The organism is Pseudomonas capeferrum (genome assembly GCF_000731675.1).
GTDB classification, from domain to species: domain Bacteria; phylum Pseudomonadota; class Gammaproteobacteria; order Pseudomonadales; family Pseudomonadaceae; genus Aquipseudomonas; species Aquipseudomonas capeferrum.
This window is the reverse complement of sequence record NZ_JMIT01000004.1, coordinates 86,714-103,128: the sequence shown is the minus strand read 5'-3', so window position 1 is coordinate 103,128 and position 16,415 is coordinate 86,714. Positions and strand designations below refer to the sequence as shown.

Genomic DNA, 16,415 nt, shown 5'->3' with positions numbered 1-16,415 from the left:
AATCCAATAACAAAATGAGGTTGTATTGCTATGCCCGTCGGCAACCACCCTGCCCACGCCGAGACCGCTCAGGGCGGCCCTCTGAAGCGTGAACTTGGCGAACGGCACATCCGTCTGATGGCGCTGGGCGCCTGTATCGGTGTCGGTCTTTTCCTCGGTTCGGCCAAAGCCATCGAAATGGCCGGCCCAGCCATCATGCTGTCCTACATCATTGGTGGCCTGGCCATCCTGGTGATCATGCGTGCCCTCGGCGAGATGGCCGTGCACAACCCCGTTGCCGGCTCGTTCAGCCGCTATGCCCAGGATTACCTCGGCCCGTTGGCGGGCTTTCTCACCGGCTGGAACTATTGGTTCCTGTGGCTGGTGACCTGCGTGGCGGAAATCACCGCCGTAGCCATCTACATGGGCATCTGGTTCCCCGACGTCCCCCGCTGGATCTGGGCCTTGGCGGCGCTGGGCAGCATGGGCGCGGTCAACCTGGTGGCGGTCAAGGCGTTCGGTGAGTTCGAGTTCTGGTTTGCCCTGATCAAGATCGTCACCATCATTGCCATGGTCCTGGGCGGTATCGGCATCATTGCCTTCGGCTTGGGCAACGACGGCGTGGCCATGGGTATCTCCAACCTGTGGAGCAATGGCGGTTTCATGCCCAACGGCGTGACCGGCGTGCTGATGTCGCTGCAGATGGTGATGTTCGCCTACCTGGGCGTGGAAATGATCGGCCTGACCGCCGGCGAAGCACGCAACCCGCAAAAAACCATTCCGCAGGCTATCGGTTCGGTGTTCTGGCGCATCCTGCTGTTCTACGTAGGGGCGTTGTTCGTGATCCTGTCGATCTACCCGTGGAACGAGATCGGCAGCCAGGGCAGCCCGTTCGTCATGACCTTCGAACGCCTTGGTATCAAGACCGCTGCCGGCATCATCAACTTCGTGGTCATCACTGCAGCACTGTCGTCGTGCAACGGCGGTATCTTCAGCACCGGTCGCATGCTCTACAGCCTGGCGCAGAATGGCCAGGCCCCGGCCACCTTTGCCCGCACCTCGAAAAACGGCGTGCCGCGCAATGCGCTGCTGCTGTCGATCGGCGCGCTGCTGCTGGGCGTACTGGCCAACTACCTGGTGCCGGAAAAGGTCTTTGTCTGGGTGACGTCGATCGCCACCTTCGGCGCGATCTGGACTTGGGTGATGATCCTGCTGGCGCAGCTGAAGTTCCGCGCCGGGCTCACCACTGCCGAGCGCAAGGCGCTGAAATACCGCATGTGGCTGTGGCCACTGAGCTCCTACCTGGCACTGGCCTTCCTGGTGCTGGTGGTAGGGCTGATGGCGTACTTCGAAGACACCCGCGTGGCGCTGTACATCGGCCCGGCGTTCCTGGTGTTGCTGACCGCCTTGTACTACACCTTCCGCCTGGCGCCGAAACAGCCGCAGGGCATCGTCAGCCCAGCGTCCTGACGAGGCCGGGGGCCGCCTTCGGGCGGCCCTTTCAGCTACAGCCCTTCTGGGTCATTGCTCGTCAACTGGCATTTTTGTCAGTAGAACGCCCTAGGTTTATTGCCTAACGTGGCGTTCAGGCCAGGCCAGGAAGGGCATCTGTGACCATGCGATGCAGAGCACCCGCGTTTTTCAAGTACGTGATCGTCGGTATCTTCAATACCGCCATCCACGTGGCAGTGTTCACTGCGATGCAACTGTTTGCCGGTACTGACCAGGCGATCAGTAACCTCACTGCCTTCTTCACAGCGTTGTCGTTCTCTTTTCTGGCCAACTCCCGATATACCTTCAAGGTGCGTATTTCGCTCTTGCGGTATCTGGTGTTCGTGGCGGGTATGGGCAGCCTCAGCCTGACGCTGGGGGCTATCGCTGACAATCAGCAGTGGCGGCCGGTTGTCACTGTCGCGTTGTACTCAGCCATGAGTCTGCTGCTGGGTTTCCTGTTGTCGCGGTGGATCTTCACGGAGCAGCGCAAATGGTTATTTCGCTGATCGTCCCGATATTCGATGAAGAACTGGCAATTCGCCCATTCTATGACGCGGTTCGCCGTGCGCTGCACGGGGAACCGGCAAGGGTCGAGGTGATCTTCGTCAATGATGGCAGCCAGGACGGCAGTGAACAGCAGGTTCGTCAGCTGATTGCGGGTGACCCGGATGTCATGCTGGTCGACCTCTCACGTAACTTTGGCAAGGAAGCGGCACTCCTCGCTGGGCTGGAAATGGCCCGTGGCGATGCAGTTATCCCTATCGATGTCGACCTGCAGGATCCGGTAGAGGTCATACCCCTGTTGATCGAGCAGTGGCGAGCCGGTTTTGAAGTGGTGCTTGCCAAGCGCCGGGACCGTTCCAGTGACTGCTACTTGAAGCGATTAACGGCCGGAGGCTTCTACTTTTTGCTCAAGCGGATATCGCAGATACACATTGAAGAGAATGTCGGTGACTTCCGGCTGCTCGACCGCAAAGTCGTGGACGTGATCAAGTCGATGCCTGAACAACAGCTGTTCATGAAAGGCATGCTGTCCTGGGCGGGGTTTAGCACCACGGTGGTTGAATATGAGCGCGCTGCACGGGCTCAGGGCGGTAGCCGTTTCAACGCCTGGAAGTTATGGAATCTGGCATTGGACGGCATCACCTCGTTCAGCACTGTACCGTTGCGGCTGTGGACCTATGTGGGCGGGACTATCGCCTTCACAGCGTTGGTTTACGCAGCGGTGCTGGTCGCTGACAAGCTGATCTTTGGCAACCCTGTCCCAGGCTATCCCTCGCTGATGACGGCCATCTTGTTTCTCGGTGGCGTGCAGTTGATCGGGATCGGAGTCTTGGGTGAATACATTGGCCGTATCTACATGGAATCCAAGCATCGCCCTCGTTATGTCGTCAGGGGCAAGGTCGGGTGTGACCCGGCGCAATCAGGGCGGGCGTTGATCAAGGAGAGATAATGGCCGTTTCGCTACGCTGGCAAGAGACCCGTGCAAAAGCTTGCGTGGTCGTGGCAATTTTGCTGATGAGTGCTGCCTTGCGCTTTCATCAGGTAACGACGCGCACTATCTGGCTGGATGAGGCATTCAGTGTCTTACTCAGCCGCCTGTCGCCTGAGCAGATACTGTTTCATACCGCCCGGGACGTCCATCCGCCCCTGTATTACTTGGTTCTGCATTACTGGATGCAGTGGTTTGGCAGTGATGCGCTGGCGGTTCGTAGTTTGAGCGTTGGCGCGGGCGTCGCTTCGGTAGGCATGGGTATGTTGCTGACAAGGCACCTGGCGTCTTGGCGTGCCGCAATGATTGCTGGCCTCTTGTTGGCATTCTTTCCCATGGCCATACGTTTTAGCCAGGAAGCCCGAATGTACGCGTTGCTGAGTCTGCTGCTGTTGTCGGCGATCTACATGCTTTGGCAGTGGGTATCCAGGCAAAAAAACCTCTACCTGGTTGCCTACAGCCTACTCATGGTCGCCGCGTTGTACACCCACTACTTTGCAGCCTTGTGCGCATTGGCCAATTGGCTCTACCTGTCAGTGACTACGGATTCACATGGCAAGCGTCTTGTATTGGCTCGTGCCTGGTGGGTGGGGCATGTGGGAATCGCCGTGGCCTATCTGCCTTGGCTGCCCATCTTGTATCGTCAACTGCATCACCGTGAGTTGGTGGCCTGGATTGTTCACTATCCGGCTTCCCTCTTGAGCATGCCGCGATCGTTCTGGAATGCATTTACCCAATGTGAGGAGGCTGCCTATGCAGACGTCTTGTCTGTGTTGCTGTCCATTTTTCTTGTGTTTGCTTCGCTACGGGTATTGCGCCATGTCTCGACGCGTGGGCAGCCAAATGTATTGCTATTGAGTTATTGCTTTGTTCCCATCCTTGTCGTCTGGCTGATCTCCTATGCCATGCCGTTATTCATCAACCGTTATCTGCTTTTCTCCCTCATGGGGCTGCCGTTGCTGGTAGCGGTCGCCGCTGATACGTGGCCGAGGCGAACGTTACTGGCATCGGTTGCTGGCTGTCTGTTCATCGAACTTGCAGGGCTGGCCTATGCCTACAATTACCAGGCGAAGCCGGGTGGTGATCTGGGTACGGTGATGGCACATGTTAATAAGTACTGGCGCTCAGGGGATGCTTTGTTAGGCGATCGCAAAAGGCACTACCTCTCGATCGAGTACTACAATGCCACGGGACGCCCGGCATTTCTCTATACCCAGATTGAACCTGATGCGACCGGTAAGGCGGCAACCACCTACGGTACCTTGACGTTGTTTTATCAACGCTCAGATGAGCTTTACGTAACAACGCCACAGAGACTGGCGAACCACTTCAAACGCCTCTGGCTGGTGACTGAACCTTCGTCTGCTTACACGCCGCGTATGCCCGTCGACGGGTGGGTGAAAGTTGATGAAATCGTCGAGGGCTCGTTCAAGGCATTGTTGTTTGCAGTGCCTGAACAAGCCAATCGCTGAACCGTGAGCCGCCTCAGGCCGCTTGTGGCTCGAAACTGTCGGCCCGCGCCATCTGCCACATCCGCGAATAGAACTGCCCATCCACCTCACCGGTCAGCAACTCCCCTGGTTTGAGGAACACATGCATCTGCGAGAACAGCTTGATCTCGGTGGCCGATACCCGTCGCACCAAGTGCTTGGCTTCCAGCTGTGCCGGGTGTTCCAGGCCGGCCGCAGCGAGCATTTCGGCCAGGGCGCGCAGGGTGTTGTGGTGGAAGTTCAATACCCGCTGGGCCTTGTCCGGCACCACCAGTGCGCGCTGGCGCAACGGGTCCTGAGTGGCCACACCGGTCGGGCACTTGTTGGTATGGCAGCTCTGCGACTGGATGCAACCAATCGCGAACATGAAACCACGCGCTGCGTTGGCCCAGTCGGCGCCGATGGCCAATACGCTGGCGATGTCGAAAGCACTGACGATCTTGCCACTGGCACCGAGCTTGATCTTGTCGCGCAGGTTCAGGCCGACCAAGGTGTTATGCACGAACAGCAAGCCTTCGCGCAGCGGCACGCCGATATGGTCGGTGAACTCCACTGGCGCCGCGCCAGTGCCCCCTTCCTTGCCGTCGACGACGATGAAATCGGGGAGGATGCCAGTTTCCAGCATGGCCTTGGCGATGCCCATGAACTCCCATGGGTGGCCCAGGCAGAACTTGAAGCCCACCGGCTTGCCGCCGGACAGCTCGCGCAACTGGGCAATGAACTGCATCATTTCAATCGGCGTCGAGAAGGCGCTGTGGCGCGACGGCGAAATGCAGTCCTCGCCCATGAGGATGCCGCGGGTTTCGGCAATTTCCTGGGTCACCTTGTGCTTGGGCAGGATGCCGCCGTGGCCGGGCTTGGCGCCTTGGCTCATCTTGATTTCGATCATCCGTACCTGGGGGGTACGTGCCTGGGCGGCGAAGCGTTCCGGGTCGAACCGCCCGTCTGCGGTACGGCAGCCAAAGTAGCCGCTGCCCAGCTCCCACACCAGGTCGCCACCGTGTTCGCGGTGGTAGGGGCTGATGCTGCCTTCGCCGGTGTCGTGGGCGAAGTTGCCCAGCTTGGCGCCTTCGTTCAGGGCGCGGATGGCGTTGGCGCTGAGTGAACCGAAACTCATCGCCGAAATGTTGAAGATCGACGCCGAATACGGCTGGCTGCACTGCGGCCCGCCGACGACGATGCGAAAACCCGCAGGGTCGGTCAGCGGTGCCGGGCGCATGGAGTGGCCGATGAATTCGAAGCCGGACTGGTAGACGTCGATCAGGGTGCCGAAGGGTTTGTCCGAGGCTTCGTTCTTGGCCCGGGCATACACCAGCGAGCGCTGAGCGCGGGAGAAGGGCAGGGCGTCGCTGTCGGCTTCGAGCAGGTACTGGCGGATTTCCGGGCGAATGCCCTCGACCAGGTAGCGGATGTTGCCGAGGATCGGGTAGTTGCGGCGTACTGCGTGGCGCTTTTGCAGCAGGTCGAACACGCCGATCAGGCTGAGTACGGCAGTGGTCAGGGTGAAGGGCCACAACCACTCGTGGTGGGTGAAGGGCAGGCTCGCCAGGGTGAACAGTACACAGGCGGCGAAGAAGGCGTAGCGGCTGAGAAGTGACAGGCTCATACGGGGTCCTTGCGATGGCGCGGTCAGGCTCAGGGGCCTGGGGCAAACCCCGACCATAGCCCGGTTGGGCGGTAGTGAAAATGAAAATCGGGGTATCGAAAATCATTCGCACAACGGGCTGGGTGCTCAGTCGTGCTGCTTGAGTAACAGCCGGTGGCGCCAGGCTTGCTGTTCTTCCAACGACGCGTCGATGAGGAATTGGTATCGCCCGGCAACCCGCATCGCTACGGGTACCCCATCGCGGTACAGCAAGCGATTGCCGCTCACGGCCGGTACCTTGGCCCCCGGCAGTAGCGAGCCCACCAGGTTCAGCGGGTCGCTGGCACTGACCATCACCAGGGCGCCCTCCGGCTCACGCCGTCGCACTTGCCGCAACAGGCCTACCGCCTCCGGCAAGGCGAACTGCTCGCCGGCCAACCCGGCGATAAACCGCCCGCCACGAATTTCGCCGCGGGCTTCCAGCCGGTGATAACAGCGCAGCAACGCTCGCCACGGGGGCAGCACATCGCTCTCGCGTTCCAGCAGGCGCCAGCAGATCACCCCGTAGCGACGCAGCAGGGTGCGGGCAATGTGTTCCAGGCGCTGGTCTTCGTTCAGGCTGGCGGTACCGCGCCGCAACAACGCCCAGCGCCCGGCGTGGGCCATGCTGTTCGAAAACGGCGCATGGCCGCGGCGGCTGTGGCGTGGCGCGCGTTTGGCCGCTGGTGTGATCAGGCTGCGCAGGCCGGTGAAGCTGTCGGCGCCGGCCAGGCCTGAGCCCACCAGCTCCTGCAGTGCCGTTTCCAGCTCACTGGGCAACAGGTGCGCCTCTTTGGCCAGTTCATCGAAGAACAGCGCACCTTCCGTTTTCAGCGCTTCATGCACACGTTGCGCGCGCGGGCCTAGCGCCTCGGGGGAAGGGGCTGGCGCGAGGCTGCGCCAGGTATTGAGCTGGTCCCGGGGCAACAACACCAGCGGGGTGCTGGCCAATGTGCTGCTCGACTGCGTCGCTGCCAGGCGGCTCCAGGCGAACTGCCCGCTGCGGCACGCGTCGTCGAGCCAGTGCGGGCTGTAGTCCTTGATCCGCGCAGGCAACAGCTCGGCTTCCCAGGCACCCGCAGCACTCGGAAACCCCTGCAGTTGGCCCAGTACCTCGGCCACCGCCTGCGGCCCGCGCAGGCGTTCGTCTGCGGCCAGGTGCTGCCAATCGAACAGAAAGCGCATGAAGTCCTGCAGGCTGACCGGTTCTATCTCCCGGCGCAGGCGTTTGACCGTGTAGCGGTGGATGCGCGCCAGCAAGTGGCGCTCGCACCACTGCAGGTCGTGTGCACCTGGGCTGAAATGGCCGCGCAGCACATAGCCTTCGCTTTCCAGGCGAGCCAGGGCCTGCTCGATGTCCGGCAGGGGTTTGCCCAGGGGGGTGGCGATCTGCGCCAAGGTCTGCGGGCCGTAACCTCCCAGGCGGGCGCGCAGCAGCTCGCTCAGCGCAGTGTCGGGGTCGATGGCCTGATCAAAGCCGGGCAGCAGGTTCAAGGCCGGCTCTGTGGCTGCACCTGGATACAGCGCCTGCAGCAGGTTCAGGCGCTCACGGGGCAGCCAGAGCTGTTGATCGGGCAGGTGCAAGGCTCGGCCTGCCTTGGCCAGTTGCCGAAGCAACAGGGCCCAACTGGCGTTGGCCTGGGCTTCATGCTGGGTGATGGCGCCCAGGCTCATCAACGCCTCGTGCATCTCATCGGCGTTGACCGGTTGCGGCCAGGCCTCGTCTTCCACGGCGCGGATGGCGTCGGCGTCCAGCGCGCCCAGATCATCGCCACTGCGCACGTCGCTCCAGCGTCGGTTGAGTACCGCCTGGGTTCGGCGTTCTTCCAGCGGTGCATCGTCCAGAAACGCGTAGGGCCTGGCGTTGAGGATAGCCGAGGCCAGCGGTGACGGTGCCGGCAGGTCGCGGCTGATCATTCGCACCTCGCCGCTCTCCATACGCCGCAGCAGGGCCAGCCAGCCTTCGCTGTCCATGGCCTCGTGCAGGCAGTCGTCGAGGGTCTGCTCGACCAGCGGATGATCGGGGATCTGCCGTTCGCCGACGATGTTTTCCAGGCAGGCGATCTGGTCGGGGAACACCGACGCAATCAGGTCTTCGCTTTTCATCCGCTGGATCTGCGGCGCCACCTTGCGCCCACCGACGAAGCGCGGCAAGGCCATGGCCACGGCAGCGTTCCAGCGCCAGCGCACACCGAACAGCGGCGCGTCGAGCAGGGCCTGGATGAGGACCTGTTCGGCATTGCGGCTGGTCAGGTAGCGCCACACCTCGTCCAGGGCGAAACTGTGGCTGGTGGACAACGACAGCACGATGGCATCTTCGCTGGCCGCCGCTTGCAGCTCGAAATTGAACGTGCGGCAGAAGCGCTTGCGCAGGGCCAGGCCCCAGGCGCGGTTGATACGGCTGCCATAGGGCGAGTGGATGATCAGTTGGGTGCCGCCGGACTCGTCGAAGAAGCGCTCCATGATCAGCGTCTGTTGCGAGGGCAGGGCGCCCAGTACTTCCCGCGTGCGCCCCAGGTAATCGAGCAACTGGCTGGCGCTGTCTTCGCCCAGTTCGAAGCTGCGCTGCAGCCACTGCACCACCGCCGCGCTATCTGCACCCGGCAACCCCAGCCGCTCGTCGATGCGTGCCTGCAAGCGGGCGACCGCCGCTGACAGCTCATCGCTGCGCCCTGGTGCTTCACCCAGCCAGAACGGAATGGTCGGCGGCAGGCCATGGGCGTCCTCGACCCGCACGCGGCCAGGTTCGACCCGCAGGATCCGGTACGAGGCATTGCCCAACTGGAAAATATCGCCGGCAATGCTTTCTACCGCGAAGTCTTCGTTGACGCTGCCGATGCTCAGCGCCTGGGGTTCGAGCAGCACGGCGTAGTCGGCGGTCTCGGGGATGGTGCCGCCACTGGTCAAGGCCGTCAGCTGGCTGCCGCGACGGCCGCGCAAGGTGCCGCTCACCGCGTCGCGGTGCAGGTAGGCGCTGCGGATGCCTTGGCGGCCGTTGTAGCCCTCGGCAAGCATGCTCAGCAGCGCCTGGTAGTGCTGCACGTCGAGTTCGGCGTAGGGCGTTGCCTGGCGCAGGCAGTCGAACAGCGCCTGCTCCTGCCACGGCTGGTTGCTGGCTTCGGCGACGATTTGCTGGGCCAATACATCCAGCGGGGCCTTGGCGATGTGCAGTTGGTCGAGCTCGCCTCGGCGCACACAGTCGAGCAGGGCCGTGCATTCGATCAGGTCGTCCCGCGAGGTAGGGAACAGCCGGCCTTTGGGAATGCCCTCGACCTGGTGGCCCGAGCGGCCGACACGTTGCAAAAAGGCCGCGATCGAACCTGGCGAGGCGATCTGGCAGACCAGGTCGACATCGCCGATATCGATGCCCAGCTCCAGCGAAGCCGTGGCCACCAACACCTGCAACTGGCCCTGCTTCAGGCGCTGTTCGGCGTCCAGGCGCAGCTCCTTGGCCAGGCTACCGTGGTGCGCGGCCACGGCTTCTTTGCCCAGGCGGTCGCTGAGGTGGCGGGTCAGGCGTTCGGCCAGGCGCCGGGTGTTGACGAATACCAACGTCGTGCGGTGTTCGCGGGCCAGGGTTGCCAGGCGGTCGTAGACCAGGTTCCACACGTCGGTGGCCATCACCGCACCCAGGGGCACGGGTGGTACTTCCAGGGCCAGGTCGCGCGTGCGTGCGTGGCCGATATCGACGATCGCACAGGGGCGCTGATGACCCACCAGAAACTGCGCCACGCGCGCCACCGGCCGCTGGGTGGCGGACAGGCCGATGCGCCGCAAGGGCCGTTCGGCGAGGGCTTGCAGGCGCTCAAGGGTCAGCGCCAGATGGGCGCCGCGTTTGTTGCCGGCCAGGGCGTGAATCTCATCGACGATCACCGTGTGCACATTGGCAAGGCCGGCACGGCCCGAGGCCGAGCCCATCAGCACATAGAGTGACTCCGGCGTGGTCACCAGGATGTGCGGGGCGAGCTTGCGCATGGCTGCACGTTCTTTCTGCGGTGTGTCGCCAGTGCGCACGGCGGTGGTGATACGGGGCGCTTCAAGGCCCTGGTCTTCGAGCGCCTGGCTGATGCCTTCGAGCGGGGCCTGCAGGTTCAGGCGAATATCGTTGGACAGGGCCTTGAGCGGCGAGACGTAGACCACCTGCGTCTGTGCGGGCAGTTCGCCGCCGTGTTCAAGGCCTTGGCGGAACAGCTCATCGAGCACCGCGAGGAAGGCGCTCAAGGTCTTGCCCGAACCGGTCGGCGCGGCCAGCAGCATCGACTGACCGGCGTGAATCAATGGCCAGGCACGGGCCTGGGCGTCGGTGACCGTGGCGAAATGGCGACGGAACCAGGTGCCGACGGCGGGGTGGAACAGTGCGAGCACCGGGTGCTGTTGGGCGGGCAGGTTCATGTGTTGGTTATGGAGGGTCGGCGGCGGGTTGGCAAGGGGCCGTTCGTCTGTGCATGGGGGAGGCTACCTGTGCTTGTCTGGCCATGAGCCCCATGGGATGCTCTCTGGCTTTGCCTGTGAGCCCATCCCATGACCAAGACCATCCGCATTGCCGCCGCCCTGCTGATCGACCCCCAGGGCCGCACCCTGCTGGTCCGCAAACGCGGCACCCGGGCCTTCATGCAGCCTGGGGGCAAGATCGATGCAGGGGAGACAGCGGTGGCCGCACTGGTGCGCGAACTGCACGAGGAATTGGGCCTGCGCATCGACCCTGCACAGGCCATCCTCCTGGGCCGCTTCAGCGCCCCGGCGGCCAACGAGCCAGGTCATGAGGTACAGGCCGAGCTGTTTCGGGTCGACAGCGCCGAGGCCGTGGTGCCAGCGGCGGAAATCGAAGAAGTGGTCTGGCTGGCCGCCGACCAGGCGCCCACTCTTGAGCTGGCGCCATTGACCCGCGACTTGATCCTGCCGCTCTACCGCAAAGCGGTCAGCGTACCGCGCTGACCCCGTCGAGGGTGGCGAACGAGGTGTCCTTGGCGGTCAACAGGAAGTCGCGCATGTACGGTGCGTCGAGCATGTCGGTGCGCACGGCCGCATAAAGCGTGGCGAACAGGCCCTTTTCGCCCAGGCGCTTGCCCTTCACATAGCCGCGCGAGCTGTACTCGTGCAGCGCCCAGTGCGGCATGCCGCACACCCCACGGCCGCTGGCAACCAGTTGCATCATCATCACGGTCAGCTCGGAGGTACGCACGGCGGCCGGTTCGATGTCGGCCGGCTCCAGGAAGCGGGTGAAGATGTCCAGGCGGTCGCGTTCCACCGGGTAGGTGATCAAGGTCTGGTCGAGCAGGTCCTGCGGCACGATGTAAGGCTTGCTGGCCAGCGGATGCTGGTTGGCGACGGCAATCATGGCTTCGTAGGTGAACAGTGGTACGTAGGTGATACCGGCCAGGTCCAGCGGGTCGGAGGTGACCACCAGGTCCAGGTCACCCCGGGCCAGGGCTGGCAGCGGGGCGAAGGCGAACCCTGAGGCCAGGTCCAGCTCCACTTCCGGCCAGGCATCGCGGAACTGGTCGATGGTCGGCATCAGCCATTGGAAGCAGCTATGGCATTCGATGGCCATGTGCAGGCGCCCGGCGGTGCCGCCGGCCAGGCGGGCGATGTCACGTTCGGCGCCGCGCAGCAGCGGCAAGGTGGCATCGGCCAGTTGCAGCAGGCGCAGCCCGGCGCTGGTAAAGCGGATCGGCTTGGTCTTGCGCACGAACAGCGGCAGGCCAAGGCGCTCTTCGAGCTCCTTGAACTGGTGCGACAGGGCTGACTGCGTCAGGTGCAGGCGCTCGGCGGCCTCCACCAGGCTGTCGGACTCGCGCAGGGCATGAAGGGTTTTCAGGTGGCGAATTTCAAGCACAACGACTTTCCATTGGGAATACGGGAGGCAACGGGGTAGTCGTTGAGTCTGGCTCAAGTTGGCCTGGCTGTCATCAGGGTTTACGTGTGTTGCCACGCTGACCGCCTGGCGAGGTTCACGAAATTGTCATTGAACTGTGGCAGCGCGCTTGAATGATTTTCATCAGACTCGCGTTCTACTGGGGATCTGCATTCTGGTGTTTCTTTCATGCGGGCTTTTCTGCTGTTTTTGTTCTTTCTTGTCAGCGTGCCGGCTAGCTTCGCCGAGCAGCGCTGCGACGTTCACGTGGCGGCTCAGCGGGCGGAGCTGGGTAACCTGAGCCTGGTCTACCAGAGCGTGGGTGCGCCTCGAGACCCGGCACTGCTGCTGGTCATGGGCCTGGGCGGGCAACTGATCCACTGGCCGGACGACGTGGTCGAAGCCTTGTGCCGCCAGGGTTTTCGGGTCATTCGCTATGACAACCGCGATGTCGGCCTGTCACGCTGGAACCAACTGCCCCCTTCGGCCAATCTGACTGTCGAGCTGCTGCGCTACAAGCTGGGTTTGCCAGTCGCCGCGCCGTATACGCTGACCGACATGGCCGGGGATGGGCTGCGCCTGATGGACTCACTGGGCATAGACCAATTCCATGTGCTGGGTGTCAGCATGGGGGGGATGATCGCGCAGCACCTGGCGGCGATGGCGCCGGAGCGGGTGCGCAGCTTGACGCTGGTGATGTCCAGCTCGGGGGCCGCAGGGTTGCCCGCGCCAGATCCGGCCCTGGTGCAGTTGCTGGCCCGGCGCAGTGCGCCGAACCGCGAGGTGGCCATCGAACAGCAGGCTGATTTGCTGGCAGCACTGGGCAGCCCCGAGGTGCACGATGACCGTGCGGTGCTGATGCAGCAGGCGGCCGTGGCCTATGACCGGGCGTTCAACCCTGAGGGCGCCAAGCGCCAGATCATGGCGATCCTTGCCGAACCGAGCCGGGTAGCGCTGCTCAATCAGTTGCGCGTGCCGACCCTTGTGGTGCACGGCACGGCCGACCCCTTGTTGCCGGTGATGCATGGGGTGCACCTGGCAGCGCATATCCAGGGCAGCCAGTTGCGCTTGATACCGGGGTTGGCGCACCGCTTCCAGGAGCCGTTCAAGGCGCCGTTGCTGGGGGCGGTGCTGCCTTACCTGCAGTCACACCGGCAGGACGCGACGCATATCGCAGGCCTTTGAGAGCGGTTTTGTCCGCGAAGAGGGCGATGCCGATCTTTCAGCCCAGCCCGTACTTTTTCACTTTGTCGAACAGCGTGGTCTTGGCCATGCCCAGTTCCTGGCTGGCCTGGCTGAGGTTGCCGCCGGTGCGCTGCAGGGCATCGCTGAGCAGGTTGCGCTCGAAGGCCTCCACGGCCTCGGAAAAGCCCAGGCCCTGGCTGGCGCCACCACTCGGGCCTTTCTTGAACGCCGGCAGGCCCAAGGCATAACGCTCGGCCACGTTGCGCAGTTCGCGCACGTTGCCGGGCCAGTCATGGGCCATCAGCCGCGACAGGGTCTGGCTGTCCAAGGTCGGCGTTTCGCGGTCGAAGCGCAGGGCCGATTGCTGCAGGAAGTGTTCGAACAGTTGCAGGATGTCTTCGCGGCGTTCGCGCAGTGGCGGTAGTTCCAGCGTCACCACGTTCAGCCGGTAGTACAGGTCGCTGCGAAACTGCCCGTTCTGGCCCATGGCATCGAGGTCGGCCTTGGTCGCGGCAATCACCCGGCAATCCACCGCAATGCTCTGGTTCGAGCCCAGCCGTTCCAGGGTGCGCTCCTGCAACACCCGCAGCAGTTTGATCTGCAGGTTGATCGGCATGCTTTCGACTTCGTCGAGGAACAGCGTGCCGCCGTTGGCGTGTTCGATCTTGCCGATTCGGCGTTTGCCCGCACCGGTGAAGGCGTTGGCTTCGTGGCCGAAGATCTCGCTTTCGAACAGGTTCTCGGGCAGGCCCCCGCAGTTCAGGGCCACGAAAGGCTGGCCCTGGCGGCGGCTGAAGTCGTGCAGGCAGCGGGCGACCAGTTCCTTGCCGGTGCCGGTCTCGCCTTCGATCAGCACGTTGGCCGAGGTGTCGGCCACATTGGCGATCAACTCGCGCAGTTGCTCCATGGCGGCCGAGCGGCCAATGATGCGACCCTCCAGGCTGCTCTGTTCGGCCAATTGGCGGCGCAGGGCCACCACTTCGCGGGAAAGGCCGCGATGTTCGAGGGCGCGGCGCACCACATCGACCAGGCGCTCAGGCGAGAAGGGTTTCTCCATGAAGTCATAGGCGCCATTGCGCATGGCGCCGACCGCCATGTCGATGTCGCCATGGCCGGTGATCAGCACCACGGGCAGGCTGCGGTCGCGGGCTTTGAGGCGGTTGAGCAGTTCGAGGCCGTCGATGCCCGGCAAGCGGATATCGCTGACGACGATGCCGGCGAAGTCGTCGCTGATGCGTTCCAGGGCCTGTTCGGCGCTGCCGACCCCTTCACAGGCGATGTCTTCCAGCGCCAGCGCCTGCTGGCAGCCGAGCAGCACATGCGGGTCGTCTTCGACGATCAGGACGGTAAGAGGCGCTTGGTTCATGGGTGCTCCGCCGGTTCGCTAGGGGGGGATACCAGAGGCAGGGCCAGGACAAAGGCCGTGCCGCCACTGGCGGGGTGCTCGACGTTCAGGCTGCCCTTGGCGGCGGCGGCAAGGCTCGCCGACAAGGTCAGGCCCAGGCCCAGGCCATGTTCGCCGGGTTTGGTGGTGAAGAAGGGTTCGAACAGGTGCTTGCGCGCCTCGGCGTCGATGCCATGGCCATTGTCGCGCACGCGCAGGCGATATTTGTCGCCCTGCAGCTCGCCTTCCAGCCACAGCTCTGGCAAGGGCTGGGTGGCCATGGCGTCGAGGGCATTGCCGATCAGGTTGACCAGGATCTGCTCCAGGCGGGTCTGGTCAATGGCCAGTTGCTGGTCTTCGAACTGATGGTGCAACTGCAAGTGGCAGCCACTGATACGGTTGGCCAGCACCTGCAATGAGGCGTCCACTGCCTTGGCCAGCGACGCCTGGCCACTGTCGTCGCCACGACGGGCGAACGAACGCAGGCTGGCGGTGATACGGCCCATGCGATCGATCAGGTCGTTCATGGTGCGCAGGTTGGTGCTGGCCGTTTCCAGTGCGCCGCGTTCGAGGAAGCGCACGGTGTTGCCCGACAAGGTGCGCAACGCGGCCAAGGGCTGGTTGAGTTCGTGGGCGATGCTGGTGGACATCTGCCCGATGGCGGCCAGCTTGCCTGCCTGGACCAGCTCGTCCTGGGCGTGGCGCAGGGTTTGCTCGGCATGCCGGCGCTCGCGGATCTGCCCCTTGAGCCGTTCATTGCTGGCGCGCAGGTCGGCGGTGCGCTCGGTGATACGCCGTTCGAGCTGGCTGTTGGCTTCCTGCAGTGCCTCGCGGGCGGCCAGGCGGGTGGCGATGACCTTGCGCCGTTCATTCCAGGCGATACCCAGAATCGCCAGCAGGGCGAATGCCACCCCAACCAGGATGCCCTGCACCATGGATTCACGGCGCAAGTCCTGCAGCGGGGTCAGCAGGGTGAAGTGCCACGGGGTATCCACCAGGCGCCGGGTTTGTGCCAGGTAGGCCACTTCATGGGCTTTGCCCTGAACCGTTTCGCTGTTGGCCGGGAAGGTCAGCTTCTCGACGCCATCGGCCAGGGTTTCCCGCGCCAATGGTTGCAGCTCGTTCAACGGCCACCAGTAATACTGCAGGCTGCGCGCCAGGCGCTCCTTGATTTGCGGGGTCAGCGGGCGCACCGATTTCAGGCGCCGGGCCGGGTCGCTGGAGAGGATGATGATGCCGTTTTCGTCACTGACGAAAGCCTCCAGGCGGGCCCGTTGCCAGCGCTCCTCAAGGGTGTCCAGGCGCACCTTGATCACCGCCACGCCAATGATCTTGCCGTGTTCTTCCAGCCCGTGGGCCAGGTAGTAGCCAGCCTCGCCGGTGGTGCTGCCGATGCCGTAGAAGCGCCCGGGTTCGCCGCGCACGGCCGTCTGGAAATAGGCTCGGAACGACAGGTCTTCACCGAGGAACGAATCGGCATCGCGCCAGTTGCTGGTGGCCTGCACCCGGCCATTGGTGTCGAGGACGAAGATCGCCCGGCTGCGGCTGCGCCGATTCAAACCTTCGAGGTATTCGTTGACGGCCTGGCGGGAGCCGCCGTCAGGGTCGGTGAGCAGGTGCGAGACGCTGTCTTCAAGCTCCAGCAAGCTGGGCAGGTAGGTGTACTTGCTGATCTCGCTTTCGACCGTGCGCGCGTGCAGCTCCAGCTGACGCTCGCCGTTTTCGCTAAGGCTGCGGATACCGTTGCTCTCGCTGACCAGGTAACCGGCCAGCCCCAAGCCGACCATCAGCAGGATGATCAAAGGCGGCAACAGCAATTGGCGGATCAGGCGGGAATTCACGGCAGGCTTGGCAGGGAGCAGTAGCGAAGGGTCGCATTTCATCACAGTGGCCTTGTCACGACCAGCATCCGC

11 protein-coding genes are annotated in these 16,415 nt (G+C 63.5%); 6 read left to right on the top strand and 5 right to left on the bottom strand.

The genetic code is table 11. The features are described 5' to 3' along the window. The first annotated feature begins 30 nt into the window (after window positions 1–30). From PC358_RS22575 to PC358_RS22560, 4 genes are all read left to right on the top strand, one after another. Window positions 31–1,449 carry an amino acid permease gene (locus tag PC358_RS22575; RefSeq protein WP_033702692.1) on the top strand — a complete coding sequence of 473 codons (1,419 nt, stop codon included), beginning with the start codon at window positions 31–33 and terminating at the stop codon, window positions 1,447–1,449. A gap of 146 nt (window positions 1,450–1,595) precedes the next feature. Next, a complete protein-coding gene (locus tag PC358_RS22570; protein WP_033702993.1) occupies window positions 1,596–1,979 on the top strand; it encodes a GtrA family protein in 384 nt (127 codons plus the stop codon). After that, entirely contained in the window at window positions 1,964–2,926 is a 963-nt protein-coding gene (locus PC358_RS22565; protein ID WP_033702691.1) for a glycosyltransferase family 2 protein, read from the top strand. The genes PC358_RS22570 and PC358_RS22565 overlap by 16 nt, the downstream gene beginning before the upstream one ends. Then, the gene (locus PC358_RS22560) at window positions 2,926–4,437 is read left to right on the top strand and encodes a glycosyltransferase family 39 protein (protein ID WP_050506156.1); all 1,512 of its coding nucleotides are present in this window, start codon (window positions 2,926–2,928) and stop codon (window positions 4,435–4,437) included. The genes PC358_RS22565 and PC358_RS22560 overlap by 1 nt, the downstream gene beginning before the upstream one ends. Window positions 4,438–4,450: 13 nt before the next feature. Here the strand turns inward: PC358_RS22560 and PC358_RS22555 are convergent, their stop codons facing one another. Both PC358_RS22555 and PC358_RS22550 read right to left on the bottom strand, forming a co-directional pair. Then, entirely contained in the window at window positions 4,451–6,061 is a 1,611-nt protein-coding gene (locus PC358_RS22555) for an FMN-binding glutamate synthase family protein (RefSeq protein WP_033702690.1), read from the bottom strand. Between the two features lie 126 nt (window positions 6,062–6,187). Beyond that, complete coding sequence (locus PC358_RS22550; protein WP_033702689.1) at window positions 6,188–10,471, bottom strand: DEAD/DEAH box helicase; 4,284 nt, start codon at window positions 10,469–10,471, stop codon at window positions 6,188–6,190. 129 nt (window positions 10,472–10,600) lie between these two features. Between PC358_RS22550 and PC358_RS22545 the strand changes: the two genes are divergently transcribed. After that, the gene (locus PC358_RS22545) at window positions 10,601–11,014 is read left to right on the top strand and encodes an NUDIX hydrolase (protein ID WP_033702688.1); all 414 of its coding nucleotides are present in this window, start codon (window positions 10,601–10,603) and stop codon (window positions 11,012–11,014) included. On the opposite strand, the gene metR is transcribed toward PC358_RS22545, so the two are convergent. Then, window positions 10,998–11,915, bottom strand: coding sequence for a transcriptional regulator MetR (metR, locus tag PC358_RS22540; RefSeq protein WP_033702687.1), 918 nt, complete (start codon window positions 11,913–11,915; stop codon window positions 10,998–11,000). The genes PC358_RS22545 and metR overlap by 17 nt on opposite strands. Before the next feature lie 207 nt (window positions 11,916–12,122). Between metR and PC358_RS22535 the strand changes: the two genes are divergently transcribed. Beyond that, window positions 12,123–13,118 (top strand): alpha/beta fold hydrolase, encoded by a 996-nt coding sequence (locus tag PC358_RS22535; RefSeq protein ID WP_033702686.1) that lies wholly within the window; start codon window positions 12,123–12,125, stop codon window positions 13,116–13,118. Window positions 13,119–13,155: 37 nt separating this feature from the next. On the opposite strand, the gene aauR is transcribed toward PC358_RS22535, so the two are convergent. Both aauR and aauS read right to left on the bottom strand, forming a co-directional pair. Then, the gene (aauR, locus tag PC358_RS22530) at window positions 13,156–14,484 is read right to left on the bottom strand and encodes a two-component response regulator AauR (RefSeq protein ID WP_033702685.1); all 1,329 of its coding nucleotides are present in this window, start codon (window positions 14,482–14,484) and stop codon (window positions 13,156–13,158) included. Beyond that, on the bottom strand, window positions 14,481–16,385 hold the full coding sequence (gene aauS, locus PC358_RS22525) for a two-component sensor histidine kinase AauS (protein WP_033702684.1): 1,905 nt from the start codon (window positions 16,383–16,385) through the stop codon (window positions 14,481–14,483). Before aauS ends, aauR begins: the two co-directional genes overlap by 4 nt. Window positions 16,386–16,415: the final 30 nt, after the last annotated feature.

What these genes read in the sequence shown, in the direction of transcription:
- aauR (WP_033702685.1), bottom strand. Translation starts at nt 14,484, where the DNA reads ATGAACCAAGCGCCTCTTACCGTCCTGATCGTCGAAGACGACCCGCAT.
- PC358_RS22560 (WP_050506156.1), top strand. Translation starts at nt 2,926, where the DNA reads ATGGCCGTTTCGCTACGCTGGCAAGAGACCCGTGCAAAAGCTTGCGTG.
- PC358_RS22575 (WP_033702692.1), top strand. Translation starts at nt 31, where the DNA reads ATGCCCGTCGGCAACCACCCTGCCCACGCCGAGACCGCTCAGGGCGGC.
- aauS (WP_033702684.1), bottom strand. Translation starts at nt 16,385, where the DNA reads ATGAAATGCGACCCTTCGCTACTGCTCCCTGCCAAGCCTGCCGTGAAT.
- PC358_RS22535 (WP_033702686.1), top strand. Translation starts at nt 12,123, where the DNA reads ATGCGGGCTTTTCTGCTGTTTTTGTTCTTTCTTGTCAGCGTGCCGGCT.
- PC358_RS22545 (WP_033702688.1), top strand. Translation starts at nt 10,601, where the DNA reads ATGACCAAGACCATCCGCATTGCCGCCGCCCTGCTGATCGACCCCCAG.
- PC358_RS22550 (WP_033702689.1), bottom strand. Translation starts at nt 10,471, where the DNA reads ATGAACCTGCCCGCCCAACAGCACCCGGTGCTCGCACTGTTCCACCCC.
- PC358_RS22555 (WP_033702690.1), bottom strand. Translation starts at nt 6,061, where the DNA reads ATGAGCCTGTCACTTCTCAGCCGCTACGCCTTCTTCGCCGCCTGTGTA.
- PC358_RS22570 (WP_033702993.1), top strand. Translation starts at nt 1,596, where the DNA reads ATGCGATGCAGAGCACCCGCGTTTTTCAAGTACGTGATCGTCGGTATC.
- PC358_RS22565 (WP_033702691.1), top strand. Translation starts at nt 1,964, where the DNA reads ATGGTTATTTCGCTGATCGTCCCGATATTCGATGAAGAACTGGCAATT.